21 protein-coding genes are annotated in these 24,473 nt (G+C 53.9%); 6 read left to right on the top strand and 15 right to left on the bottom strand.

Translation table 11 applies throughout. The annotated features are described in order from the left end of the window. Nucleotides 1-3: 3 nt before the first annotated feature. Both NSS88_RS10345 and NSS88_RS10340 read right to left on the bottom strand, forming a co-directional pair. On the bottom strand, nucleotides 4-444 hold the full coding sequence (locus NSS88_RS10345) for a YaaR family protein (protein ID WP_020756448.1): 441 nt from the start codon (nucleotides 442-444) through the stop codon (nucleotides 4-6). Next, nucleotides 431-694 (bottom strand): hypothetical protein, encoded by a 264-nt coding sequence (locus NSS88_RS10340; protein ID WP_096226149.1) that lies wholly within the window; start codon nucleotides 692-694, stop codon nucleotides 431-433. Before NSS88_RS10340 ends, NSS88_RS10345 begins: the two co-directional genes overlap by 14 nt. Before the next feature lie 168 nt (nucleotides 695-862). Here NSS88_RS10340 and NSS88_RS10335 point away from each other — a divergent pair, with 168 nt between their 5' ends. Continuing rightward, entirely contained in the window at nucleotides 863-2,299 is a 1,437-nt protein-coding gene (locus NSS88_RS10335; RefSeq protein WP_095859072.1) for a DDE-type integrase/transposase/recombinase, read from the top strand. A 260-nt stretch (nucleotides 2,300-2,559) separates the two neighbouring features. On the opposite strand, the gene NSS88_RS10330 is transcribed toward NSS88_RS10335, so the two are convergent. The 6 genes from NSS88_RS10330 to NSS88_RS10305 form a co-directional block, all read right to left on the bottom strand. Further along, complete coding sequence (locus tag NSS88_RS10330; protein WP_341084359.1) at nucleotides 2,560-4,257, bottom strand: hypothetical protein; 1,698 nt, start codon at nucleotides 4,255-4,257, stop codon at nucleotides 2,560-2,562. 63 nt (nucleotides 4,258-4,320) lie between these two features. Continuing rightward, nucleotides 4,321-5,013 carry a ComF family protein gene (locus NSS88_RS10325; protein WP_055358252.1) on the bottom strand — a complete coding sequence of 231 codons (693 nt, stop codon included), beginning with the start codon at nucleotides 5,011-5,013 and terminating at the stop codon, nucleotides 4,321-4,323. Next, complete coding sequence (locus NSS88_RS10320; RefSeq protein WP_341084357.1) at nucleotides 5,010-6,401, bottom strand: DEAD/DEAH box helicase; 1,392 nt, start codon at nucleotides 6,399-6,401, stop codon at nucleotides 5,010-5,012. Before NSS88_RS10320 ends, NSS88_RS10325 begins: the two co-directional genes overlap by 4 nt. A 574-nt stretch (nucleotides 6,402-6,975) precedes the next feature. After that, nucleotides 6,976-7,821 (bottom strand): DegV family protein, encoded by an 846-nt coding sequence (locus NSS88_RS10315; protein ID WP_049626162.1) that lies wholly within the window; start codon nucleotides 7,819-7,821, stop codon nucleotides 6,976-6,978. Nucleotides 7,822-8,064: 243 nt separating this feature from the next. Then, nucleotides 8,065-8,739 carry a response regulator transcription factor gene (locus tag NSS88_RS10310; protein WP_339239608.1) on the bottom strand — a complete coding sequence of 225 codons (675 nt, stop codon included), beginning with the start codon at nucleotides 8,737-8,739 and terminating at the stop codon, nucleotides 8,065-8,067. Then, nucleotides 8,736-9,917: a sensor histidine kinase gene (locus tag NSS88_RS10305; RefSeq protein ID WP_339239611.1), complete on the bottom strand. Its 1,182-nt coding sequence runs from the start codon at nucleotides 9,915-9,917 to the stop codon at nucleotides 8,736-8,738. Before NSS88_RS10305 ends, NSS88_RS10310 begins: the two co-directional genes overlap by 4 nt. Nucleotides 9,918-10,116: 199 nt before the next feature. Here NSS88_RS10305 and NSS88_RS10300 point away from each other — a divergent pair, with 199 nt between their 5' ends. From NSS88_RS10300 to NSS88_RS10280, 5 genes are all read left to right on the top strand, one after another. Continuing rightward, complete coding sequence (locus NSS88_RS10300; RefSeq protein ID WP_055358247.1) at nucleotides 10,117-10,758, top strand: YigZ family protein; 642 nt, start codon at nucleotides 10,117-10,119, stop codon at nucleotides 10,756-10,758. Between the two features lie 32 nt (nucleotides 10,759-10,790). Then, the gene (locus NSS88_RS10295) at nucleotides 10,791-11,798 is read left to right on the top strand and encodes an LCP family protein (RefSeq protein WP_341084349.1); all 1,008 of its coding nucleotides are present in this window, start codon (nucleotides 10,791-10,793) and stop codon (nucleotides 11,796-11,798) included. A gap of 238 nt (nucleotides 11,799-12,036) precedes the next feature. Continuing rightward, complete coding sequence (locus tag NSS88_RS10290; protein ID WP_341084346.1) at nucleotides 12,037-14,484, top strand: SH3 domain-containing protein; 2,448 nt, start codon at nucleotides 12,037-12,039, stop codon at nucleotides 14,482-14,484. 217 nt (nucleotides 14,485-14,701) lie between these two features. Continuing rightward, nucleotides 14,702-15,379 (top strand): SH3 domain-containing protein, encoded by a 678-nt coding sequence (locus NSS88_RS10285; RefSeq protein ID WP_061580562.1) that lies wholly within the window; start codon nucleotides 14,702-14,704, stop codon nucleotides 15,377-15,379. A 3-nt stretch (nucleotides 15,380-15,382) separates the two neighbouring features. Beyond that, entirely contained in the window at nucleotides 15,383-16,714 is a 1,332-nt protein-coding gene (locus tag NSS88_RS10280) for a SpoIID/LytB domain-containing protein (protein ID WP_341084341.1), read from the top strand. Between the two features lie 106 nt (nucleotides 16,715-16,820). Here the strand turns inward: NSS88_RS10280 and NSS88_RS10275 are convergent, their stop codons facing one another. Genes NSS88_RS10275 through NSS88_RS10245 form a run of 7 tightly spaced genes read right to left on the bottom strand, consistent with a single transcriptional unit; the run spans nucleotide 16,821 to nucleotide 24,472 of the window. Continuing rightward, nucleotides 16,821-18,077: a glycosyltransferase family 4 protein gene (locus tag NSS88_RS10275; RefSeq protein WP_033014918.1), complete on the bottom strand. Its 1,257-nt coding sequence runs from the start codon at nucleotides 18,075-18,077 to the stop codon at nucleotides 16,821-16,823. Then, nucleotides 18,074-18,340, bottom strand: coding sequence for a hypothetical protein (locus tag NSS88_RS10270; RefSeq protein ID WP_033014916.1), 267 nt, complete (start codon nucleotides 18,338-18,340; stop codon nucleotides 18,074-18,076). Before NSS88_RS10270 ends, NSS88_RS10275 begins: the two co-directional genes overlap by 4 nt. Next, complete coding sequence (locus NSS88_RS10265; RefSeq protein ID WP_033014914.1) at nucleotides 18,337-19,419, bottom strand: glycosyltransferase; 1,083 nt, start codon at nucleotides 19,417-19,419, stop codon at nucleotides 18,337-18,339. The genes NSS88_RS10270 and NSS88_RS10265 overlap by 4 nt, the downstream gene beginning before the upstream one ends. Next, on the bottom strand, nucleotides 19,416-20,531 hold the full coding sequence (locus tag NSS88_RS10260; protein WP_049624566.1) for a glycosyltransferase: 1,116 nt from the start codon (nucleotides 20,529-20,531) through the stop codon (nucleotides 19,416-19,418). The genes NSS88_RS10265 and NSS88_RS10260 overlap by 4 nt, the downstream gene beginning before the upstream one ends. Further along, nucleotides 20,532-21,920 carry an O-antigen polymerase gene (locus tag NSS88_RS10255; protein ID WP_053532157.1) on the bottom strand — a complete coding sequence of 463 codons (1,389 nt, stop codon included), beginning with the start codon at nucleotides 21,918-21,920 and terminating at the stop codon, nucleotides 20,532-20,534. Between the two features lie 12 nt (nucleotides 21,921-21,932). Beyond that, entirely contained in the window at nucleotides 21,933-22,991 is a 1,059-nt protein-coding gene (gene wecB / locus NSS88_RS10250; protein ID WP_025950142.1) for a non-hydrolyzing UDP-N-acetylglucosamine 2-epimerase, read from the bottom strand. A 32-nt stretch (nucleotides 22,992-23,023) separates the two neighbouring features. Further along, nucleotides 23,024-24,472, bottom strand: a complete 1,449-nt coding sequence (locus NSS88_RS10245; protein WP_341084332.1) for a lipopolysaccharide biosynthesis protein — start codon at nucleotides 24,470-24,472, stop codon at nucleotides 23,024-23,026. Between the last annotated feature and the right edge of the window lies 1 nt (nucleotide 24,473).

Below are 24,473 nucleotides of genomic sequence, written 5' to 3'. Positions count from 1 at the left end.
CCATTACGTATACAAATTGACGATCAACCCTTGAATTTCCCCCAACGTCTGCAGCAAATCAATCCTCGGCCGTTCTTGCTCGAGCACCGCGTTTGTGACGTCCAGCAGCTTTTGGTCGATCGTTTTGACGATATGATAGACGCGGGAACGGCCGCTCCAATGGAACCCATACTGCTCCGTCAGTTTCAAGCCATGGTTCACCGCTTCATCGAGCAATTGTCTGACGAGCTGTTTATACCGCCGCAAATCGTCAACCGTCCGCAACTTGGCCAGTTTTTTTCCTTGCTGTTCGATTTCATCCGCCAGCTGTCTCAGCCGCTCGTTTCGCAGCTTTTCCTGCTCCTTGGCGGTCAGCTCGGCAAATGACACGGATGGCGAAAAAGAAGCCGCCGCTTTTTTGCCGATTGGAACCGATGGGGTGTTAGCAATTTTATTGATCTCCATCTTCTTCGCTCCTACCGCCTTGTTCATCAAGCTTCTGAATCCATTTTAAAACTTCCCCGATCACCGCGTAAAGCTGCGGCGGGACGCGCGGCACCGGATCGACCAGCTGTCTCAGCAACTCCCGGTCATGGGGCAGCGGAATGCCCGCCCGCTCCGCCTTGTCGGCCACCTCATCAGCGAGCTGCCGCGGCTGTCGGCCAAGATGTTGCTCATATGATTTGAAAGCAGGGGCGTAACGGTGTCTGTTCATATCGTCCACTCCCACTGGCTCGTTGGTATTGTCAAAAGTTTATCCTCCACACTCACGGTTTTCCCTTGAGTTTCAACGGTTGGAAGAAAAAAAGCTTGCCACCCCCGTTGTTTTCGGCCATCATTGAGGTAACGACACCCAACAGCCAAAACAAAGGAGTGACAAGCTTTGTTACCTCAATTATTAGCCTATTTGCTCGAAATAATCAAGACCCAATATCAAATCATTGTGTATTTGATGGGTGTGATCGTGGGAAAATCCTTGAATCTCGAGGACTTGGACGAACCCATCCAAAAGCCGTACCGGAAACTTCAGGTCGATGACCTTCCGATCATCGATGTGCCGGAAACCCTTGATTACCGGAAGCTGTTGGCAGACTATGAAGCCCAGCACGGACGTCCTTTACGGCCCATCCAGCGCCGCGCGAATGCGAAACACCGTGTTCCGGATTCGTTGACCTGCCCTCGCTGCCAGGCTCCCTCTTCTTACCTGTACGCCAATAACGGCGGAAACGGGCAATACCAATGCAAAGTGTGCCAGTGCCGGTTCAACCACCGAAATCGGTTCACCAAGCAAGCGGTCTTTCGCTGCCCGCACTGCAAAAAGACGCTGGAAAAAATCAAGGAACGCAAAGAATACAACATCTATAAGTGCAAGAACAACGCTTGCCCGTTTTACCAGGCCAACCTTCGCCGGATGACGAAGAAGGAGCGCCAACAGTTTCAACAGGATCCTCAAGCCTTCAAGGTGCGGTATTTGTTTCGAGAGTTCTTGTTTGACTTTCTCCCGTTGGCTTCCTCGTCGCTCATCAAGCCGAAGGTCGATTTGTCCCGGCTGGCTGCGTCGCCGCACGTGTTGGGGCTCGTGTTGACGTACTACGTCAACTTTGGGATGTCCTCGAGGGAGACCGCCGCCGCCATGAAGGACATCCATGGCGTCTCGATCTCCCATCAGACGGTGCTCAACTACGCCAACAGCGTCGCGCTTTGGATCAAGCCCTTTGTCGACCGGTTCCCGTATGAGCTGTCCGGTTCGTTTTGCGGGGACGAGACGTATATTCGCGTCAAAGGGCGCTGGCATTACCTGTTCTTTATGTTTGACGCCGTCAAAAAGATCGTGCTGTCGTATCGCGTCTCGCCCAACCGGGACACGCTCTCGGCCATCAAGGCCATCGATGATGTCCTCAGGAAGCTAGCGTCCCTCCCAGACGACTTGTCGTTCGTCGTGGATGGCAACCCGATTTACCTGCTGGCGCAACACTTCTTCGCCCAACACGGGATTTCATTTGACGTCCGCCAAGTGATCGGGCTGACCAATGAGGATCCGGTCTCGGAAGAGTTTCGCCCTCTCAAGCAGATCATCGAGCGATTCAACCGGACCTTTAAAGGCAACTACCGCCCGACCCATGGGTTTGGTGCGGAAGAAGGCTCGGTGTCCTTTGTGACGCTGTTTGTGGCGTATTTCAACTTTCTGCGCCCACACAGCGCGCTCGAAGGCCGGGTGCCGGTCGTCATCCCGGAACTGGCGGATCTTCCGCATATGCCGGCCCGGTGGACGAAGCTGATCGCCATGGCACAAGCGTTTCTCCAACAAGAGGCGGCCTGACTTTTTTGTCCGCCGGAGCCCGTTGAACAGAACTCCTGCCGGATTCGGCGAAGCGAACCCTTGACCAACCGAACACCGCCAAAGGTAAAATTCGGTCATGGCAAGGGCGGCTTTCTTATTGCCTTCTTTTTTGTCCCCGTCGCCCTTGACGACTCTTCCGCACCTTTGGCGGGTGTTGGTCAAGGGCGAATCCGGCCCTCCGCATGCCCCACGATGCTCAATGGGATGATCTGTGTGGAGTTTTCATAGAACTTTTGACGCTACCGGCTCGTTTCGTTTTCCGTCTTCACTCTGTCTGTCGCCGCCCGCTCCTCGTCTTGGGTGTCCATCGGTTGGAAAGTGAGGCGTTGCACTCGATAACCGATCTGTTCCAAATGATCTTTGACTGTCGCCGTATATGACTGCAACACCGCCGCCAACGGCTCGTGTTCTGTTTCCACCGTCACGGACAGCTGCCGTTCGACCGACTGCAAGGAAATGCCGACTTTGCCTTGATTCGTGTCCAACAAAAAGTAGAGGCGGCAGTTTTGCCAGTCAAGCTGTCCGTCACCGCTGCGAGCGTTGACGTGCACATGTACGGTCGCCATCTCACCATGAAGCGAGAGTGGCCACTGGTACAACATAGTTTGGGTGTGGCTGTCAACAGTAAATTTGTTGAGCAACTGTTGGCCGGTAAGATTCATGAGCAGCCGTTCCGCCTGCGCAGGAGCCGTTCCTTCCTCAACCCATGACAGCAGCATCGCCTTCAAATTCTCGACCGGCTGTAATCGCTCTCCACTCAAGAGTGCACGGGCCGCTTCTTGCTCATGGAAAAAGCCGAGGCGACGCAGCGATTCAAAGACTCCTCTCGCCGATAATGCGCCATCGTTGGGCGCTTGGTCCATATGTTTCAGAAGGCGCGACAGCTGCTCGTGCGGCTTCGTGCCCTGCCACGCTTCCGATTCCATGAAAAACCGCTGTACTTTTTGTTCAGATGGCTGAAAGCGGAGCGACTCCAACAACGCTTTCACTTCACGCGCCGTCTTGGCCGCTTCGTCCGTCTTTCCTTCCGCAAGGCCGCGTTTCGCTTCTGCCAATTTCGCCCCCGCCTCAAGCAACTTCGTTTCCGTTTTCATGTCAGTAAACAACAACCATTCCCCGTGCAACAGCATGCGGTCGAGTGAATGAATGAGCGACTCAACAAGCGGCGCGGCTCGCTCTGTCGACTGTTGGGCAGCGGCATGCGCAAATCGTTCAAGCTGACGGGCCATATCACGCTGCCAAACGCGAAAATCGTGGACCAATTGCCTTATTTTTTCTGTCACTGCCGTCATGACAAACGTCCGAGCCTCTGCCGTCGGAAGAACCAGCTCCGATGCAGCCGCATACGCGCGCGAACCTTCCAATCGCTCCGTTTGTTCACGAACAGGCGCCGCTTTTGCTTCATGGGTTTCTTCCGGTTCCGTTTTCGTCAACAACGGCGCCAACAGGTCTCCGAGCGGCGGGCCATGGAGCGCTTCATGCGCTAGGCGCAAATGCGTCTCGGTCACCTCGAGCTGTTTCGCCGCCAAAGCAGCGAAGGTTTCCTGTTTTTTCTTTATCGAGCCGCCTTCCGTCTCCCAAAAACGACGAACGGCTTCTTTTTCCTTTTCGGTCAGGCGAATGCCACGGGCCGACAGCCATGAATCGATTCCATCGTCCAACGAAGATGGCAGAAACCGCCCTATAGACGATAGTGGCACCGCTTGCGCCATCCAAGTTCCACCTTCTTGCTTCACAAGCCGCACCATAAACGAACGGTCGCTTGGGACGCCATCCACAAAGTGGACGCGTACATCCTGTTGGCCGATGGCGACCACGGCCTCTTGATCGTTGAACCTTTCTTTCATTACCGCCATCTGCACGCTCCCCGGCTGCAATGAAACAGCCGGTGCGGCGATCTCATTGGATCGTTGATCGTGATGGATACGCATCATCATTCTTCCTCGCTCTTTGTTCTCCTACTGTTTATATCGGTACGTAGGCTTCCCATGTTTACACTGTTACGCGCGAATGAGCGTCAACGCCCCCACCTCGGCCGCCCCCGCTTCAAGCAAAACAAGGGCGGCGTGGCGGATGGTGATGCCCGTTGTGTAAATGTCGTCGATCAGCACGATTCGTTTTCCGTCAAGCGGGGGATGATCGGCAAGGAAAAATGGGTTGTCGGTCTCGAGCCGCTCGCGGCGCGATTTTTTCGATTGCTTTTCGGAATGTTTACGGGCCAGCCAAGGGAAATACAGGGATGGAAGCAGGCGGGCGAGCGCTTCCGCTTGGTTGAAGCCGCGCTCATACAGCCGTTCGGGGCTCAGCGGGATCGGAACGATGCACCAATCGCGGCCGAAATGGCGGAAAAACGCGTGGACAAACGGACGGCGGAATGCCTCGACGATGACATAGTCGCCGCGGAACTTCCATAAGGCGACGACGTCTTTCATCCAGTCATTGTATACATAGACGGATCGGTTTTTCACGAGCGCCCTCCCCCATTGTTCATCTTCCTGCCACCGAAGGCAGTCGGGGCACACGGATGGCGCCGCCTCCTCAAGCGGGCGGCCGCACATCTCGCAAAGGCGGCCGTCAATAAGCACAAACGCACCGCGGCAGCGCGGGCAAAGGACGTCTGGGTCTTCAAGAAGAAACAGCTGGCGCCAGCTCGTGATCGGATTGTACGGAGAATGGCAAAGGAGGCAGTTCATCGATGCAGCAACCCCCTTTTCTTTGCTGTCTCATTCATGCGGACAATGTGGCGACGCGCCCGTACCATCTCGTTCGTTTTTCCGTGATGGAAAAAGCGGACGTCGCCATCCGGAAACGCGGTGTGGCGGCCGACGCGGCCGGCGATTTGCACGAGAGCGCTTTCCGTAAAGATGCGGTCTTCGGCGCCAAGGACGGCGACATCGATGTTCGGTACCGTCACTCCCCGTTCAAGGATCGTCGTCGTCACAAGCAGCGGAACGCGCCCGTCGCGAAACGCCTGCACATGATCGGCGCGATCCGGGGCTTCGGCGTGGACGCCGACGATGCGGGGATCGACCCGTTGCAAGAGGCGGGTGACCGCTTCAAGCTCATCGATATGAGGAACGAACAAAAACGCCTGCTTTCTCTGTTCCAAACGATGGCGAACCCACGCAAGGACGTTTTCGGGCAAGCGGCCGCGCTCGAGCTGCTTGCGCCAATTGCCGCACCATTCAAGCACGGGGACGGGAAGCGGACGGCCGTGGTAGCGGGCGGGGATGACGACGGCGTTCCGTTTGCCACGCGCAATGTCACGTTGCCAAGCGCGGGAGGGAGTGGCGGTGAGATAGATGAGGCTTGATCGTTCTTTCCGCGCTTGACTGACGGCGTATTCAAGCATCGGTTCAACCGAATACGGGAAGGCGTCGACTTCATCGATGATCATGACATCAAACGCGCGGTACGCGCGCAACAGTTGGTGGGTAGTGGAAAGAACGAGCGGGGCGATTCGCCCGCGCTCATCGCTTCCGCCGTGCCATACGGCGAGCGAAACGCGCGGGAACGCCTGGCGGAAGCGCGGAGCCAGTTCGCGGACAACGTCCACTCTAGGCGTGGCGAGGCCAACTCGCCAACCTTCCTCCAAGGCGGCAGCGATGGCAGGAAACAACATCTCGGTTTTCCCTGCCCCACATACGGCCCAAACGAGCAGTTCGCTTCGGTCCAGCACCGCCTGGCGGACTGCCTGGGCAGCCTCCGCCTGAGCGGCGGACAGTTCCCCGTCCCAGGAAAGCGGCGCTTCGTGCAGCTCGGACGGAAGCGGCATCGTCACGTGCACAAGGTGAGTGCAGGAGCTGATGCGCCCCATCACGAGACACTTGCGGCAATACGCACAATCTGCCCCGCAGCGGGCGCACGGAAACGAGGCAAAAAGATGAGGATCGTTATTTCCGCAACGGACGCAGCGCCAGGCGCGCGCTGTTTTGATGAGCCCGGGCTGTTCGTGAAGCAAACCGGTCTGGATGGCGGCAGCGACTTCTCCATCGGGAAACGGCAGCTGCTCTCGGGGTAGGCGCTGGCCATTGAGCCAGACGACAAGCGGCGAAGCAGCGGTTGATGGGGGGATGTACAATGAGCATCACTCCTTTTGTCATTTAGGAAAAGCATGTCTCTGAGATCCTAACAGAGCGGGTGACGCGGCAAAAACGCCTTGGAAAACACCCTCTCCCCAAGTTGAGAGGCTTGAAACGCATAAAGGGACAGAAAGAGCGATCTCACGGCATTCTTTAGAAGGTTGGTAATAAAAAACAGACGCCATGCACAAAACGGCAACATTCGATCAAAAAAGAAAGTGGAGGTGAAAAGGCCTTTCCAAATGGAATAAGGATGTGGTTTGACCGTCTTTTTCACGACATATCGGTCTTCAAAAGAAATGGATGCAGCAAAACTTGACGCCAGCGAAGATTCACAGAACAGTCACGGAGTCGATCGACAACGTGTTTCGACAACATTCCCGGGGAAATAGCGACAAATTTTTCAGGAAAGGAAAACGTTCGACAAGTTCGGCCAGTACCGCATCTCCGGTCCGTTTCATAAGGAGGTGAGAAAACGAATGTAAAACAAATTCGCCGCCGCACAAGGCGGGGCACACCGTTCCGCCTTGTGCTCGGCTGCAGCGCCTCGAGGCGGTGCTTTGCGGCCTCGGCTTAAGGCTGATACCACGTCAACCCGAGCGCGCCTTCGCCGACGTGCGTGGCGATGACGGGGCCAAAATAGCTGATCGAAAATTCGACGTGCGGATAGCGGGCGGACAGCTCATCGCGCCAGCGGTGCGCTTCATCGGGCTGGTTGGCATGGATGATAGCGGCTTTGAGCGGAACGCCTTTGTCCGCATCTTCGGCGAACAGCTCTTCGATGCGGTGGATCGCTTTTTTGCGCGTGCGGATTTTTTCAAACGGCACGATCACTTTGTTTTCAAAGCGAAGAAGCGGCTTGATTTGCAAGAGGCCGCCGATGAACGCCTGCGCGCCAGTCAGCCGTCCGCCGCGCTGCAGGTGGGACAAGTCGTCGACCATAAAATAGGCGCGCAACGTCCGCTTCATCTCATCAAGACGGGCGAGAATCTCCTCCGGCATTTTCCCCGCCTTCGCCATCTCGGCGGCTTCGATGGCGTAAAACCCTTGCGCCATGCAGCTGATTTCCGAATCATAGGCGTAAACGCGCAGACCATCGACCATCGTCCCCGCCGTCACCGCGCCTTGATACGTGCCGCTGATGCCGCTTGAAAGGTGGATGCTGATGACAGCGTCGTACCCTTCCTCACGAATGGCAGTGAACAAGTCGACAAATTCGCCGACTGAGGGCTGCGATGTCGTCGGCAGCTTAGGATTCTGCTTGATTTTGACAAAAAATTCATCCGCCGTCATATCGATCTCTTCGCGATATGTTTCGTCCCCAAAAATGACGCTGAGCGGAATCATCCGGATGCCGAGCCGCTCACGCACGTCTTTCGGCAAATAAGCCGTGCTATCGGTGACAATCGCAATTTTCACAGACGCCATTCCTTCCTGATTCAGCATTTTCTGCCATTATACCAAAAAGACTCGTTGTCCACCACCGCTCGATGCATGAGGAGGCAAAGAACGCGGGCAGGCCGTGAAGCGGAACATCGTTGATCCTCATGCAACGCTTTGCCCAAGCCGCTCCTTCGCCACCAAACGGCGCATCGATGCCACAGGAAGCCGCTTCGATCGTCAACGCACCGCTGCAAAGACTGACGAGAGCCCCCGTTCCGTTCAGCGCACCTCCACCCAGCCGTTTTTGATCGCAACCACAACGGCTTGCGTCCGGTCATTGACGTTTAATTTTTGCAAGATGCTGCTGACGTGGTTTTTCACCGTTTTTTCGCTAATGTACAGCGCTTCGCCGATGGCGCGGTTGCTTTTGCCGTCGGCCAACAGCTGCAGCACTTCGCACTCGCGCCGCGTCAATAAATGCAGCGGACGACGCACTTCTTGTTTGACCGCCACGCCGCCTTTTTCCGACGTCAAGCGGCGGTATTCGCGAATCAAGTTGTGCGTCACTTTCGGATGCAAATACGATCCGCCTTCCGCGACGATTCTCACCGCCTCAATGAGCGTATCGGTATCCATCTCCTTCAGCAAATACCCCGTCGCCCCCGTCTGCAAAGCGCGCATCACATAGTGTTCATCGTCATGGATCGACAGCACGACGACTTTCGTATCAGGGTAAGCTTCGATCAGCTGTTTCGTCGCCTCCACGCCGTTGATGTCCGGCATATTGATGTCCATCAGCACCAAATCGGGGCGGTATGTTTCGACGATCGAAAGCACTTCGCTTCCGTCGCTTCCTTCCGCCACGACTTCAAAATCGCCCTCAAATTCCAAAATGCGCTTGATGCCCTCGCGAAACAGCTGGTGATCGTCGATAATCGCGATGCGTGTTTTCATCGTTTCCTCTCCTCCTTGTTCGTTTCGTCAGTCGAACGGTCGAGCGGAACGCGAATGAACACGGTCGTTCCGCTGCCAATCTTTGAGCGGATGTCGAGCGTGCCGCCGAGCAGCTCCACCCGCTCCCGCATGCCAATCAAGCCGAACGCATTTTCTTTTTTGACCAATGGATCAAATCCTTTGCCATCGTCTTTGACACTGACAAGCAGATGGTGGCACGTCACTTCCATTTTGACGTCGATGTGGCGCGCTTCGGCATGCTTTAAGGCATTTTGCACCGATTCTTGGACAAGGCGAAACACGGCCGCCTCCATCCGCGACGGCAGCCGAATTTCTTCGCCGATATGTACAAAGGAAATGTGGACTCCGTTATTATATTCTTCGGTCGTTTGCAAGTATTTTTTTAGCGTCGGAACCAATCCTAAATCATCAAGCGCCATCGGCCGCAAATCGTAAATGATGCGGCGCACTTCGGACAAAGCCGAATGCACCATTTTGCGAAAATCACGAATCTCGGCGATCGCCGCCTCTGTCCCTCGCTCTTTGATCACCTTTTCGACGAGATCCGATCGAAGCAGGACATGCGCAAGCAGCTGCGCCGGGCCGTCATGGATTTCCCGCGACAGCCGCCGCCGCTCTTCTTCCTGGGCTTCGATGATTTTCAGCCCAAATTCCTGCTTTTGCTTCGCTCCTTCAACGAGCTCGCTGACCTGGCGGAAATCGCTGTTTAAGTAGTGGAGCACGACCGTAATTTGCCCGACTAAATAATCGGCGCGTTCTGTAATTTGCGCAAGGCTCGCCAATCTCCGCTCAAGTTCATCACGGCGCAGCCGCAGCTGTTTCTCCCGCTCGCGCACCATCGTCAGCTTCATATGCAGCTCGTGCGCCGCTTCATACGCCTCGCGAATATCTTGCTCCGAGTGGGTCGAAAAGTTTTGGCTCACTTCCGACAGGCGGCGGCGCGCCCGGCGCGCCTCCATTTCGAGCCGGTCCGCTTCTTCGATCGCCTGCACGGTCAGCCGCTTCACCTCCTCGAGTTCACGAAGCAAATGGTCGTGCTCTTGACGCGACTGCTCCCCGATGCGGAAAATTTCGTCTTTGCTATGTTGAACGGTGTCGATCATTTTTTCGACAATCCGATCTAACTGCTTTACGTCCCACTGTTTTGCCTTAGCCATTTGCCAACCTCCAACAGCGCTGCCAAGCGGTGCGCATGGGCGCCAGCAAAATTTGTTTGAAGGAAAAAAGTTGTCGATTTATAATAATAAAAGCATGCTCTATTTTTAGTTTACCATAATGAGAGTAGAGCGCTAGCCGTTCTTGCAAAAATAAACAAATAAACCGTTTGCACGATGTTGATCGTTGAGGTGTTTCGTTTTGTTACAAAAATATTACACGGTTAAAGGATACGGTGAACACGAAATCGTAATTGAAAAATCACGGTTTATCTGCTATGTCAACCGCGCGGAAACGGAAGAAGAGGCTATCGCCTTTATTCAACAGATCAAGAAGAAGCATTGGGATGCCACCCACAACTGCTCCGCCTATTTGATTGGGGAGCATGACCAAATCCAAAAAGCGAACGATGACGGTGAGCCGAGCGGCACCGCAGGGGTGCCGATGCTTGAAGTGCTGAAGAAAAAAGGATTGAAAGACACCGTCGCCGTCGTCACCCGCTACTTCGGCGGCATCAAGCTCGGTGCGGGCGGCTTGGTGCGTGCATACAGCCGCGCCGTCTCAGAAGGCCTGAACGCCGCAGGCATCGTCGAACGCCGGCTCATGCGCGTCATGCAGGTGACGATTGACTATTCGTGGCTTGGGAAGGTGGAAAATGAGCTGCGCTCTTCCGTATATACTATTAAAAATATCCAATATGCCGACCGCGTCACGTTTGATGTTCTCGTTCCCGAGGACAGCCAGTCTTCGTTCGGCGAGTGGATGACCGAACTGACAAACGGAAGGGCGGACATTCAGGCGGGAGCGATGGAGTATGCCGAACGGTTGCTTCCGTCTTCCTAAAACGAAACTGGAAAGGAAAGAAGGGTTAAACGATGAATCATACAAGAAAAACGGTGAAAAAGCGAAAGAAAAAAAAACGGCTCCGCCGATTATTTTTGCTCGTGTTTCTTCTTTTGCTCGGGGGTGTCGGCGCCTTTGGCTACAATATTTACTCCGAGACGAAACAGGCGTCAAGCAAAATGTATCAAGCGCTTGATCCATCAGGCAAGCCGGCAAGAAACATTGAGATGCGCAAAGACCCATTTACCGTTCTGTTAGTCGGAGTGGAAAACCAGTACCACGACGAGGAGGGGCGGTCTGATGTCGTCATGCTTTTGACCGTCAATCCGAAGACGAACAAAGTGTATTTGTTGAGCATTCCGCGCGACACGCGCGTTTACATCCCGAGCGAAGGGCGGAAAGACAAAATCACCCATTCCTACAGCTACGGCGGCATTCAATCGACGATTGCAGCCGTCAATGAGCTGATCGATGTACCGATTGACTATTACGTGACAACCGATTTTGACGGGTTCCAGAAAATTGTCGATTCCTTAGGCGGCGTCACGGTGGATGTTCCGTTCACATTCAAAGCCCAACTGACCGGCTCCCTCAAATGGCATACGTTCCATAAAGGCAAACAAGAGTTGAACGGCAATGAAGCGCTCGCCTATGTGCGCATGAGAAAATCGGACCCTCGCGGCGATCTTGGGCGGAATGAACGGCAGAAACAAGTCATCCGTGCCATTATTGACAAAAGCACATCCATCACCTCGCTGCCGAAGCTGGATGACATCATCGCCGATTTAGGGGATCACGTGCGGACGAACATCCCTCCGGCCGATTTGTTATCGTTCATCTATGTCTATCAAAAAATGAAAAACGCGGATGTAGAAAATTTGCATTTGAAAGGATACGACGAAACAATCAACGGCGTGTACTACTACATCCCCGACGAGCAATCGGTCAGCTCAATCAATGAAACGCTGCGGCAAGCGCTCGAGACGTCCAACGCCTCCCTCACGCGCAGCAATTCACCATCCACACAAAACCAAAATTAACGATCACAAAGAAGGTGCTCCCAAAAGCAATGGGGCGCCTTTTTCCATTTACAGCGTATATCATGCCGCAATGATGATGAAAGAACACAACTTTTCATGTCCTCTGTTTTTTTCTCTTTTTCAACAAAACTTTTCATTTTTTCTCATAATAGGACTGAATTCGGGTTGGATAAAACGGCAAAATTCGCTATGATAGTATAGAAAACGCAAACTTGAGAAAAAAGGGGGGATCGAATCCTTGAAAAAAACGCTTCTTTCCGTCTTGTTAGCGACTTGCCCGCTGTGGCCGTCGGCCGCCTTGGCCGCCGATGGAAGTCCGTCCTCATCCTCACCGACACTCATGGTCGCGGAGCATAACGCTTTGCTGAGGAGAGGAGCGACGGATTCCTATCAAATCGTCGAATCCATTTCCGCTGGCCAACAAGTAAAGGTCATCGACAAGTTCCAAAACGCTGCTGGCGAAACGTGGTATCGCATCGAATATAAGGGCATCACAGGCTGGGCGCGGGCAGACGACTTTTCTGAAGCGCATGTCTCTTCCGCCTTCCCTAACGTGATGTTCGCCAAGCAAGACTCGTTGCTGAGAAGAGGGGCAACCGATTCATATCGGTCCGTTGGCTCGATTCCCGCTGGCCAACAAGTGAAAGTCATAGACGAGTTTCAAAATGCCTATGGTGAAACGTGGTACCGCATCGAGTACGGAGGCGTCACCGGCTGGACGCGTGCGAACAGCTTTTCTAACCAACCGCCTTCCATGCTCGTCGGAAAGCGTGCGGTGATCGCCGCCAACGACATCGCGATGCGCAAGGGGGCATCCCCTTACTATCCGGTCGTCAAAACACTGTCTAACGGTGATGTCGTCTCCATCATTGCCGAGTTCACCAATTCGCTCGGGGAACAGTATGTGCGTGTGGAGTGGGCGGGAGTCAAAGGATGGGTGAAAACGGAACAGATCTACATACCCAAACAGCTTCCGACACTTTTGCCGACATTCATGAACGTTGTGCAGTCCTCCCCGGTTCGCCGCGGGGCGAGCGTCCATTACCGCGCCGTCGCTACAGTGTCACGCGGTCAATCTGTCAAAGTGATCGATTTGTTCGTCACAAATGGTCAGGAACTTTGGTGCCGCGTTGATCTCGGACATGTCCGGGGATGGGTGTCGGAAAAAGTGTTGACGATGTCATCAACCATGTCGGTTCCAAGCGGTGTCTCGGATACGTCCAGCGTCTCAGGCCAGCCGCTGACGGTCAGCGTTTCGGTCGCCAATGTGCGGCAAGCTCCATCTTTAAAAGCAAAAGTCGTCACCCAACTGAAAAAAGGAACCAAACTGAACAGCCTGTCAAGCGCCAAAGATGCGTCGGGAGCGCTTTGGTACAAAGTGTCCCTCAATGGAAAAACGCTCGGCTGGGTGCACGAGACGGTCGTAACCAAATCCTACCTTTCCCCACCAGCCAACCAGGGGATGCAAAAGCAGGTGACAACCGCTAATGCGGCGCTGTTTGCCGAACCTTCGTTGAGCGCCGCCGTCATCGAGCGGATTGCGAAAAACCGAACGGTCACGGTTTTGAAGACGACAGAAGCATCTCCGTTCGACTGGGTGCAAGTCACCTCTGCATCGGGGAAAACGGGATGGATGCCGGTGTTTGAAGTAAAAGCCCCATCCTACGTATACGTCAAACAGGCGGGCACTCCGCTGCGCCGAGGTGCATCTTCGAACTATCAATCGTTGAAGGCGTTGGCAGCGAATGAGCGGCTTGCTGTCCTTTACGAATATCATGGATGGCTGAATGTCGAAACATCCAATGGCGTCCGCGGATGGGTGGAGGAATCAAGCACCTCTACCGTCGCCTTAAATAGTCTCGTTGAACCGACTTTTTCGACCATCAACGACAATGCCTATTTGATGTGGAAAAAAACGTCTAATTTCCGCGTCTCCTATTCGTTGTTGCCGGGCAATCGTCTGAAAATCACCGGCTCGTTTTCCTACGCTGAAGTCCCGTCGACCGATATTCCAGGCATACAAACCGTGGAATGGACCGGCAGCAGCCTGCTCATCACCTTTGAACCGGGGTACACGTTCACCCTTCGCCATTACAGCGACCGATTGGCGCTGAAAATTCTCGAGACCGGACTCAAGGGCAAAAAAATCATCATTGACGCAGGGCATGGGGCGCACGACACCGGGGCGATCGGCCCTGGCGGCACGCGGGAAAAAGATATTACTCTCGACACCGCCTTATTGCTAAAAGAAGAATTGGAGCGGGCCGGAGCGATCGTGAAATTGACGCGAAGCACCGACATCTTTTTGGAGCTGTCTGAACGGACATGGATCGCCAACAGTTCCGACTACGACGCCTTTATCAGCATTCACGCCGACTCGTACTCGCGGACATCTCGCGGAACGACAACGTACTACAACGTATCGAGCAACTTCAATGGGCCAAAAAGCGAGCAGTTGGCCGCCATCGTGCAAAAACATCTTGTCCAACAGCTCGGAACATATGACCGCGGCCATAAAACGCAAAACTTTTACGTCAACCGGAAAAACGAGCTGCCGAGCATTCTCGTTGAGCTCGCCTTCATCTCCAATCCAAATGAAGAGGCGCAGCTCAAAACGAAAGCGTTCCGCCAAAAAGCGGCCGTCGGCATTCGCGAAGGACTGGAAGAGTATTTCAGCCAATTCTAGTTTGTTCGCGTTCGGAGAATAATAGCATGAGAAGGCCGGTAATGCAACGGATTGCAAAGCTTTACGACGGAGTTCGTCAAACTGAGAAACATGGCAGCATCGCGTTTTCATTCCTTGCGATTCCTCATGAACCGAGCGAATCCGTTGTTTTTCACCGGCCTTTTAGGAAAGCTATTATTCTCCTTTCTTTCCATATCCAAAAACGGGGGAGATGAACATGATGAAACGAAAAGCCAAATGGGCCGTTGCTGCCAGCCTGGCGGTCGGAATGACGGCAGGCGCCCTCTTGTTTACGCCATCGGCGATGAAAGCATCAGAAGAAGTCGTGTTAGCGAGCGTCGACTGGGTGACTTCCCAGCTCAACCCGATGAAAAACGACATTGCCAACCTGAAAGCACAACTGGCCGCCCAGCAACAACAAATTCAACAACTTCAACAACAACTTGCCAGCAAACCCGCTTCGCCTTCTTTGCCTTCTGTCGTCTATGTAGCGAAAAACAATGCGGCCGTCCGCAGCGGAGCGGCAACGAGATACCGCGTCATCACTTATAAACAGAAAGGGGCTTCACTGCAAGTGGTCGGGGCGTACCTTACTTCCCAAGGATTGTGGTACAACATCATCCTCCCCTCATCGTTGAAAGGTTGGATTTATTCCGGCGATGTCTCGACATCCGCCGTCAGCAGCGACAGCACCAAGCACGTCATCGCCACGGCCGCGGTCAATATTCGAAAAGGAGCGACGACTTCTTATCCGATTATTGCGACCGTTCCAAAAGGGACAGAGATGGTCTATATTCAGCCGTTTACCAACAGCAAAGGGGAGAAATGGTACAACGTGCAACTGTCTGATGGGCGTCAGGGTTGGATGGCCGCTGAATTTGGTGAGGTGAAGTAGACGGTGAAAAAATTGGCGTGGTTGGCCGTCGGCCTGTTTTGGCTCATCGTCTCTCCTTCCGCGTCGAACGCCGCTGGGGTGAAAACGTACAACAATACCGTGCAAGTCCTTTTATATAAAGGGACATCGGTGACAGTCGCCGTCGAAGGAAACTATCAAATCGTCAATAAAGAGACGTTGACGATCACCCCGCTGCCAAGCGGGACAAATCTGACATTTCAGTCTTCCTCTTCGACCGTGTTTGTCACGTACAATGGAAAGACGGATTTTTCAAGCACCGGATTTACCATTCAAGAAACGATCGGCGCGGCGCCGTTGTCGCTTGTCAAGGTGAACCAAACGCGGTATCGGGGAAGCGTCGACATTCGCCTGCAAAACAGCGCCTTGTATGTTGTCAATATTTTAGATATGGAAGATTATTTAAAAGGAGTCGTGCCGAGCGAGATGCCTGCCTCTTGGCCGCTTGAGGCGCTGAAGGCGCAAGCCATTGCAGCCCGAAACTATGCCTATAAACATAAAACAAGTTTGACGACCAATCCAAACACACAGACGTATAAAGGATATGATGGAGAATCTCCCCGATCGAACGAGGCAGTGGATGCGACAAGAGGATGGTATCTGAAATATAATGGCAGTATCATTGAAACGTATTACCACTCGACAAGCGGCGGCAGAACCGCCAATGTAAGCGACGTCTGGAACTCGTCGCAAACCGCCTACCCATATTTGGCGAGCGTCGATGACCCGTATGAATCATCGCCGTACAGCCGATGGTCATTCACCTTCTCCCCAGCTGTGCTGTTGCGTTCGTTCGGGTTCAACGATCCATCGGTTGTTTTATACGACGTCTCGATCGCCAAAACCGGCGCGAACGGAGAAGTGGGGGCCGTCACGATTGAAACCTCGGCAGGCGAAAAAACGGTGAAAGGCAATGAAGCGATCATCCGCAAACTGTTCCCGCTAGACGGCAATCAATTTTACGGCATCTTGCCGTCCAACTGGTTTGACATTCAAGTGCAAAAAAGCGGCCCATCCGTGTCGATTCAAACGGCCAGCGGCAACATCGCCGCCTCTTCCTTGTCATCTTACTCCGTCCAAACAGGGAGCGGAACCGTTTCGCTCGCCGGCGTCGAAGGAATCAAGGTGCAAACAACGGATGGCATCGTGCCGCTTTCCGCCTCGCCGTCAGGGGTTAGCTCGATCACTGTCACGGGAAAAGGATGGGGGCACCGGATCGGCATGAGCCAATACGGAGCAAAAGCATTTGCCGAGCGTGGATGGACGGCGGAGCAAATTTTAGAACACTACTTCCCCGGTGCTGAAGTCTCGTTCTAGCGACAGAGTCCATGATGTCATACGGGATTTTGCTCTCCACCTCGGCATCACTCGGGAACAAAAAAGGGCGTCCTTCTTTGTGAGCGGAACGCCCTTTCTTCTTTTTCTATTTTTCTGTCCATCTGACGGATTCGCGTTTTGTTTCATCGCCAAGGGCGTGAAGCAAATCGTCGACAATGCGAATCCATGAGTATTGCTCCACCGCCAACTTACGCCCATTTTCCGCCATCTTTTCGTATTCCTCGCTCGGAAGGCAAAGCAACTCGAGAACCGCGGCAGCGATCTGTTCAGGATTTTCTGGAGGAGCGATTTTTCCGCAATGGTATGTTTCTAAAATCTCGGCGCTCTCCCCTTCGCCGCAATACAGCACCGGGGTTCCGGTGGCGATCGCCGGGAAAATTTTCGACGGCCTTGCCCCTTTAAACAAATCGATGTTGCGCAGCGAAACGATGCTGTAATCGGTGATGGAGAAAATCTCCGGCATCTTCTCAACCGGAACGGATCCGTAAAACGTCACATTGTCAAGGCCGAGCTCTTCTTTTAACGCCATCAGCTTTTCTCGCTCTTGGCCATCGCCGACAAACAGGAAATGCGCCCGTTCATCTTTTGCTTTGACGATGGCCGCCGCCCGCAGCACCGAATCGAGCCCTTGGGCGTATCCCATCGTTCCGGCGTACGTAAACACCACTTTTCCTTCGAGCCCTAATTCCGCAAGCAACTCTTTGTTTTTCGGCAGCGGGCGAAACACATCCGTGTTGACGCCGTTCGGCAATAAAAAGACATCCTCGGGCGCCTTTCCTTGTTCAATCATATAATCGCGAATGCCTTCTGTCGCGGCAGCGATTTTCCAAGCCTTCCGGTATAAAAACAGCTCGAGCCATCTCGCCATTCGGATGAACAGCCGATTTTTCAAAATGCCGAGCTCAACGGCCGATTCCGGCCAAATGTCAGCGACGTTGAAGACAAACTTCGCCCGTTTCAACTTTGCGCCCACGTACCCGGTGATCCCTAAAAACAACGGCGGGGAATTGCAAATGATCACATCCGTCGGCTTCGCTTTCACAAGCAGCGAATAAAACGAGCTGAACGTAAACGAAAAATACGAAGCGAGTCGCTTCCAAAAGCTCCCCTTTGGCGACGGATAAATCCATGTCCGATGAACGGGAATGCCCTCCCATTGTTCGAACAAATAAAACAGGCCGCGGTATGGCTTGGGGATGACGCCGTGCGGATGATGCGGGAATGCCGTAAGCACTTCCACTTGATGCCCCCGTTTGATCAGCTCTTTGCTCACCTCATACACACGAATTTGCGGTGCGCCCGTTTCCGGCGGGAAGTGTTGGCATAGGTAAATGATCCTCATCGTCCGCTCCACACCACTTTCCCCCAAAATCGCAAACGAACGTTCCATTTCGAGCGCCAAGAGGCGAGCGCAAACGAGGCGTGGAAAAAGGGCAACGCCCCCCTGGCATCGTTCCGCTGTCCTTGGATGTATAGTCGTTGCCGTAAGCCAACGGCCATCACGAGCTTGCCAACGGAAAGCCGCCGGCTTCGCGTCCTAGCCGCCGCTTTCGGCAACAAACGAGCACCAACCGCGGCGGCTGATATGACGGCTTTGTTCCTCATCGACTCCCTCCACCGCCTTTCAACGTTTGTTCATACAATCGGATCATGCGCATCGCATTTTCCGTCCAATCGTAATGTTCATGAACATGGTTGACGCCGTTTTCCCCCATTCGTTGCCGCAGCCTCTCATCAAGCAACAGCCGTTCGAACGCCTCCGCTAGCTTTTCCGGACTGTTTTTCGGCACAATCAACCCCGTTGTTCCCTCACGGACGACTTCCGGCAATCCACCGACGTTGGAGACGACAACGGGAACGCCGCACGCCATCGCCTCGACGGCGGCAACGCCAAAACTTTCGCTGTCTTCAGTCGAAGGCACGGCGAAAATATCCATTTGATTGATGTACAGTGGCACTTGTTCGTTCGGAACTTTGCCGACAAACGTCGTCACGGATTGGATGCCGAGGCGGGCGCACAGCTCCTCGTATTCACTTCGCTGCGGCCCATCGCCGACGATCAACAGCTCCGTTTGTGGATGCCGCTCGTGCACAACGGCAAACGCTCGAATCAAATCAGCGATCCCGTACTTGTCCGAAAGAGCTTTCACTGTGCCGATCGTCACGGTCCGTTTCGGCTGTTTCGGCAATGGTTTGAAGCGGGCGACATCCACCCCAAACGGCGTCACCTCGATCGGTTTGTCCGTATACTTTCCGGTTTCTTTCGCCATCACATGACTTGTCGAACAAATGACATCCGCTCGCTGCAATGTATATTCAAGCATCCGTCGGTTCCAGCGATTGGCATTCGGAAACTGATACACGTCGCGTCCCCAGACGGAGACGTAAAACGGATGATACGAAGCAAGCGCCCCGATCAACCCGTAGCTGGAGGCATAATGGGCGTGCAAAATATCTGGTCGAAACGAAGCGAGCAGCCGCTTTAATGAAAAGACAGTGGAAAAATACGACAACTTCCCCGGCAGCCATTTCGGCAGCACGACTGTCTCGACTTCTTTCGCTTGCTCCGGCCCGTAATGGTCTTTAAACGTCACGACTTTCACATCGATGCCTTGCGTTTGGTAAAAGCGGGCCCACTTATGCGTATGGATCGATTTGCTTGGAGCCAATAAGGCGACTTTCATCGGAGGCCCCCCACCAACGTTTCTTTCACCTTTTCCACTCTCGCTTCCCATGAATGTTTCGCCATAAACGTCCGCGCAATGCGCAAGCGGCACTCCTCGAGCATGTCCGCCATCTTGGCGATCGCTTCTGCCATCGACGACGGGTTGTCGTCGCAAATGACGCCATACCCATCCGCTTCAATCAATCGCTTTTGCGCCGAGCAAGCGGTGGCGACAATCGGCAGGCCGCTCGACAGATAGTCGACCAGTTTGACGGGAACGGAAAAATCATTATACTCGCTCCGCCGCCGCGGGATGAAGGCGAAATCCATCTCCGCATACAAACGGTCGAGCGCTTCGCCGCTGACGTGCTCGACGCGCACTTGCAAGGCGGCAAGCTCTTCTTTCACCGCAAGCGGCTGCCGCTCGTACTCGTCTTTTCGGCAGACGACGGTGAGCGAAACAAGCGGCTTGCGGCGGTTTGCCAAGCGAATCGCCTCAAGCAGGAGCAAAAGCCCATAGTCGGCATTGTTGATGCCGCCAACATAAATGGCATTCAGCGGCTGTTTCGCCGTCCCGAACCGCTGAAACGGCTTTTGCTTCCCACCCGGCGGCAAATCGACCATCGGGCGGCGGATCGCGACATATGTTCCCATTTCGAGGCTCGGCAAAAAGATGACATCGCAGTACCGCTCGTAAAACCGTTCTTCCCAACGGTACATCATTTGCATGGCCGCTTTTTTCCAACCGCGGAGCGGATACAAATCAGGAAACTTCCAATAGACGTCGCGGTAAAAGACGCCAATGGGAACGTTGCGGCCTTTCAGGTAGCGGAGCACATCCCGATCGACGAACGGACGTTGCGGCCGGTGTCCTGGGTCCGTGAGCCAAAGCGGAATCGTCTGGTTTTCCATATAACAAAACCAGACATCATCGAGCTTGCCTTGGCTGCGGAGCTCTTGAAATTGCTTCTCCCGCTCGGCTGACGTGCCGGCGATCAGAAGAACGTCCACTCCCTCTTTCGCTCCCCAGCGCAAAAACGCCTGATGCATTTCATACGGCCGCAGCTTTGACCCGCTGTTTCGTTCCGCGACGAGTGAAAACGGGTAATAAATCAATACGGTTTTCATCATTCATCCCTCATCCGTGATTCGCCTTTTCGCTGCAAACCATGCCCGTAAATCCCCCTGCACCCGCAGCCACAACGCCATTCCGCCAAACAATGCCACGAGCAGCACCCAGGTCGGATTGAACAAAAAATCGGTGAATCCACCGACGAGCGTGCGGGGGATGTTAATGGAAAAATAAACGAACAAACTTAAAAACAAAGGATTTTTTGGCAGCCGTAGAAACCCAATATACAACAGCTGCGTCACGACACCGACATACAGCGTGCCGATGACGATCCCCACATAACCGAAATTGGCATACGCCTCAGCGACAAAAAGGGTGTTCAACACTCCCCCTGTCCCGTCTTCAATCCGCTCTGGGAACACGTGCGCCATCACGAGGCGGGCGGAGCGGACATTCTCGACGTCAAACAACCCTGTTAAAATCGAGGGCAAGCTTTTTCCATAAAGAAATGGCAGCGCTTCGCCGAACAAATTCAAATGAAGAAACATCGGCGCGATTTGCGCCAAAATCATGCGGCCGATCGGGCCTTTGTTGTAAGACAAAAAGGTCGCAACATCTTGCACCCCTTGAATGACGGTGTACATGCCGACGAGCACCGCCGCCCCCACTCCCCCATACAACGCCAATTTCGCCGCCGACAGCCTTGTTTTTCCAATGTAGATGCGAATCAGCAAAAACATCATCACGTAAAAGAAAATCGGCGATTTGGCCAAATCATACACATTGACGAACACCGCTCCGACAAACAGACAGATAAACAGCAGCTTCCACCGCCACTCGTGCGTCAGCTCGGCAAACAAATAAGCGATAAACGACAAAAGCGGCGTGAGCGTAATGGCAAAAATATTGCGAACGAGCACGTTTCCGGCAAAATGGCGCGACGCCTCAATGCGCAACGCAGCCAAGCTCTCATCCGTCCCTGTCAAGAGCGCAAACACCGGAATCGTCGGCGTTTTCCAAATCATATACGCAATGGCGGCAAAACTGAGGAGCGACAGCGCCAAAAACGCATAAAACACTTGGCTGCCCGTCGCTCCAGCCAACGGAGAAAGCGGCTTTTGCAAATAGGCGCGAAACTCCTGCCTCGCTTCAAATCCGCACAGCCTTGAAACGACCACCATCGACAGCGGGAACACGATCATGACAAAGCATACGACAGCAAATCCAATCTGCCGGTATTCCTCGGGCCGAAACAGCTTGCGAATCATGTAGTAATCGTCCATCCCCAAGGCGATCAGCAGCGCGCCGATGAAGCTTGACAGAAGGAACGAGTAATAGTACACAATCGACACGAGATTCGGCGCCGTCCATGAAAGCGTCCCCGCTGCATAGCGAAACATCAAGGTGGAGACGACAAGAACAATCAACCCAATCAACACGTCCAACATGCCGACGCACCCTTATCGCTGTCCGATCGCCGCCACGATTTTCTCCGCCGCATGCCCATCGCCAAAGACGTCCGCATAAACAGGGGCGACTTCCTTGTGGACCGCCGCGACGATCTTCTCGCGGTCCGTGCCGGTTAAGATGTTCGCCCCGCCTTCGAGCGTTTCCACCCATTCGGTTTGTTCGCGCACCGTCACGCAAGGCACACGAAGGAAATACGCTTCCTTTTGTACGCCTCCTGAATCGGTGATGATTTTTTTCGCGCCGCTCTCTAACCGAAGCATGTCCAAATAACCGACCGGATCGATCAGCCGAAGCCCTGGAATCGCCGAAGCGTCCAAGCCGTACTCTTCAAGCTTATGCCGCGTCCGAGGATGAATCGGCCACACTTTCGTTCCGTCAATATCCCGAAAAGCAGCCAAAATGGCTTTCAATTTGTCGGGGTCATCGGTATTTTCCGCTCGGTGAATGGTGATCAAGTAGTAGGATTGTTCCGCCAGCGACAAATCAGCCAAAATCGTCGATTGGCGCTGTGCGAGCTCCTTGTTGTACAAAATGGCGTCATACATGACGTCGCCGACATTCCAGACGTTTCGCGTAATATTTTCTTTTCGTAAATTTTCCACGGCCGTCTCCGTTGGACAAAATAAGAGCTCGGAGACATGATCGGTCATGATGCGGTTGATTTCTTCCGGCATCTGCTTGTTGAAGCTGCGCAGTCCGGCTTCGACGTGGATGACGGGAATATGGAGCTTCGCTGCGACAAGAGCGCCCGCGAGCGTCGAGTTCGTATCGCCATAGACGAGCACATAATCCGGTTTTTCCTGCATGACAATTTCTTCAATTTTCATCAGCATTTCGCCCGTTTGCTTTCCATGGCTGCCTGAACCCACCCCTAGATAGTAGTCAGGCGTCGGAATGTTCAACTCCTCAAAAAAAATGGCCGACATATTCGGGTCATAGTGCTGCCCGGTATGGATCAGCACTTCGGTATATTGTTTTCGCAAGACGCGCGAGACGGGGGCAGCCTTGATAAACTGCGGTCTGGCGCCTAACACGGTGGCGATTTTCATCCGAAGCACCTCCTAGATCAGATGAGCGGTTATCAAGTATTTTGCGCATTTTCATCCTCGATCGTGCGCACCGGACGGCGCAAATCACGATCAACCCGGCTGGCAAAGAGTGTGGCGGCAAACAGGCCCCAACCAGCGAGCACCCAGCCGTCAGCAATCGGCGCCTGCTGAACGTAGACGATGACGATGAGGGAGAGCAATGTGCCGACCAAAACCAAAGCCATCTTTTTCCATGACACTGGCACAGGATACACTTGCTGGCTTTTGCGAAAAATGAAAGCCACAGCGACCATATACGTCATGAGGCTGGCCGCGACCGCCCCCCAGCTGAGCCAAAGCGGCACCAAAACGGCGTTCAATGCAAGATGAAGAAGCGCCGCTAGCGTGAACACCCGTGAAATATAGCCGGTTTCCTTTGTCAAAAACAAGCCGGTGGAAACAATCAGATAATAAAAGTTCAAAAACGTGACGGCCGATAAAAACGGGATATAGGACGCTGCATCGCGATATTCCGGTTTGAAAAAGGTTTCCACAAGCCACGGGCTCGCCGTGGCGATCAAAAGCAACCCAAACGCTCCAATGAGCAAAAGCGCCATATACACTTTCGCAAACAGCGCACGGCTTTCCGGCCGGTCTTTCATCGACATCGAATACGGACGCCACGCCATCTGCACGCCGCTCGTGATGAGCGTGATCACGGTCGCGAGACGCAAGGCAACCCCAAACACCCCGACTTCCTCCAACGACGCAAACCGTTGGATGAAAAACGTGCTGACGTTGGCGATCACCCAAAAGGCGAGCGAAGTCGGCACGAGCGGGGCGGCGTAGGCAAGCAGCTCCTTTAACACGTCAAAGCGCACGCGCCACACCATATACTTTACGGTCAAATGCAGCATCAACAAAAACACGAGCGCGCTGCTCACGAGCCGGCCGATGAGCAGCCCTTCCGGCGTCGCCGCGAACCACCGGAGCGCCGCATACGACAGCACAGCGACAAGCAGCATTTTCACGAGCGTCCAAATCACGACTTTTTTCGTCTGAAATTCAAACCGCAGCACCGTCGTCGCCATGACGAAAATCGTATCGAGCAGCAACGTCGCGATACTGATGTACAGCAAATCGACATAGCGAGGTTCTTGAAACAGCGCGCCTGCGATCCACGGACCGGCCAAAACGACAGCCAAAAATAAGATGGCGACGACAAACAGCCGGAAGTACATGACGTTGCGCACATACAAAAGGCGCTTCTCTTTGTCGTCCGTGTCGTAATAGTAAAAAGAGAGCGCCGAATCCGTACCGAAAATGACGAGAAATGTCAGCATCGACGTCCATTGGTCGATCAAGTAGACCGCCCCGTACTGCGCCTTGGACAAATAGCTTGTATAAATCGGCAGCATCAAAAAGGCAATCAGCTTCGTGCCGACGTTCATAAACGCGTAAAGGAGCGAGTCCGCTCCTAAACGCTTGAATGCCGAGAACAAT

Source organism: Geobacillus sp. FSL W8-1251 (assembly GCF_038005945.1).
Taxonomy (GTDB): Bacteria; Bacillota; Bacilli; order Bacillales; family Anoxybacillaceae; genus Geobacillus; species Geobacillus stearothermophilus.
This window is presented reverse-complemented; position numbering and strand designations above follow the sequence as displayed.

Bases quoted from the DNA above. Each gene is read 5' to 3' on its own strand.
- NSS88_RS10345 (WP_020756448.1), bottom strand. From the start codon at position 444: ATGGAGATCAATAAAATTGCTAACACCCCATCGGTTCCAATCGGCAAA.
- NSS88_RS10340 (WP_096226149.1), bottom strand. From the start codon at position 694: ATGAACAGACACCGTTACGCCCCTGCTTTCAAATCATATGAGCAACAT.
- NSS88_RS10330 (WP_341084359.1), bottom strand. From the start codon at position 4,257: ATGATGATGCGTATCCATCACGATCAACGATCCAATGAGATCGCCGCA.
- NSS88_RS10325 (WP_055358252.1), bottom strand. From the start codon at position 5,013: ATGAACTGCCTCCTTTGCCATTCTCCGTACAATCCGATCACGAGCTGG.
- NSS88_RS10310 (WP_339239608.1), bottom strand. From the start codon at position 8,739: ATGAAAACACGCATCGCGATTATCGACGATCACCAGCTGTTTCGCGAG.
- NSS88_RS10305 (WP_339239611.1), bottom strand. From the start codon at position 9,917: ATGGCTAAGGCAAAACAGTGGGACGTAAAGCAGTTAGATCGGATTGTC.
- NSS88_RS10295 (WP_341084349.1), top strand. From the start codon at position 10,791: ATGAATCATACAAGAAAAACGGTGAAAAAGCGAAAGAAAAAAAAACGG.
- NSS88_RS10285 (WP_061580562.1), top strand. From the start codon at position 14,702: ATGATGAAACGAAAAGCCAAATGGGCCGTTGCTGCCAGCCTGGCGGTC.
- NSS88_RS10275 (WP_033014918.1), bottom strand. From the start codon at position 18,077: ATGAGGATCATTTACCTATGCCAACACTTCCCGCCGGAAACGGGCGCA.
- NSS88_RS10270 (WP_033014916.1), bottom strand. From the start codon at position 18,340: ATGAGGAACAAAGCCGTCATATCAGCCGCCGCGGTTGGTGCTCGTTTG.
- NSS88_RS10265 (WP_033014914.1), bottom strand. From the start codon at position 19,419: ATGAAAGTCGCCTTATTGGCTCCAAGCAAATCGATCCATACGCATAAG.
- NSS88_RS10260 (WP_049624566.1), bottom strand. From the start codon at position 20,531: ATGATGAAAACCGTATTGATTTATTACCCGTTTTCACTCGTCGCGGAA.
- NSS88_RS10255 (WP_053532157.1), bottom strand. From the start codon at position 21,920: ATGTTGGACGTGTTGATTGGGTTGATTGTTCTTGTCGTCTCCACCTTG.
- wecB (WP_025950142.1), bottom strand. From the start codon at position 22,991: ATGAAAATCGCCACCGTGTTAGGCGCCAGACCGCAGTTTATCAAGGCT.